Raw genomic sequence first — 315 nt, 5'->3', positions numbered from 1 at the left:
CGCGCCTGGGCGGCGGTTGCGGTCATGCGCGAGGTCGCGAAGAAGCATGACGTCAGCGTCGCCACGGTGGCGCTCGGCTATGTGCTGGCAAAACCGTTCGTGATGAGCGTCATCATCGGCGCCAGCCGCATGGACCAGCTCGAGCAGAACCTCGCGGCGACCGGCCTGAAGCTCGACGCCGACGATCTCGCCAGGCTCGATGAGGTGAGCGCCCTGCCCGCCGAATATCCCGGCTGGATGCTGGAGCGGCAAAACGCCGGCCGCCGTCCCGCGCCGTTCGTGCCGAAGGCGTAACTGCCTTTGAGATAAGCTGAC

The 315-nt window shown here is 67.0% G+C and carries 1 protein-coding gene; it reads left to right on the top strand.

Annotated features, from left to right (window positions below):
* Window positions 1–294, top strand: a 294-nt coding sequence (locus EN852_RS38200; RefSeq protein ID WP_135879862.1) for an aldo/keto reductase, incomplete at its 5' end; no start/stop codon positions are given.
* Window positions 295–315 lie beyond the last annotated feature (21 nt).

Origin of the sequence: Mesorhizobium sp. M2E.F.Ca.ET.209.01.1.1, from assembly GCF_004010375.2 — a bacterium.
GTDB lineage: Bacteria > Pseudomonadota > Alphaproteobacteria > Rhizobiales > Rhizobiaceae > Mesorhizobium.
The sequence above is the reverse complement of the archived record's forward strand: the minus strand, read 5'-3'. Positions and strand labels throughout refer to the sequence as shown.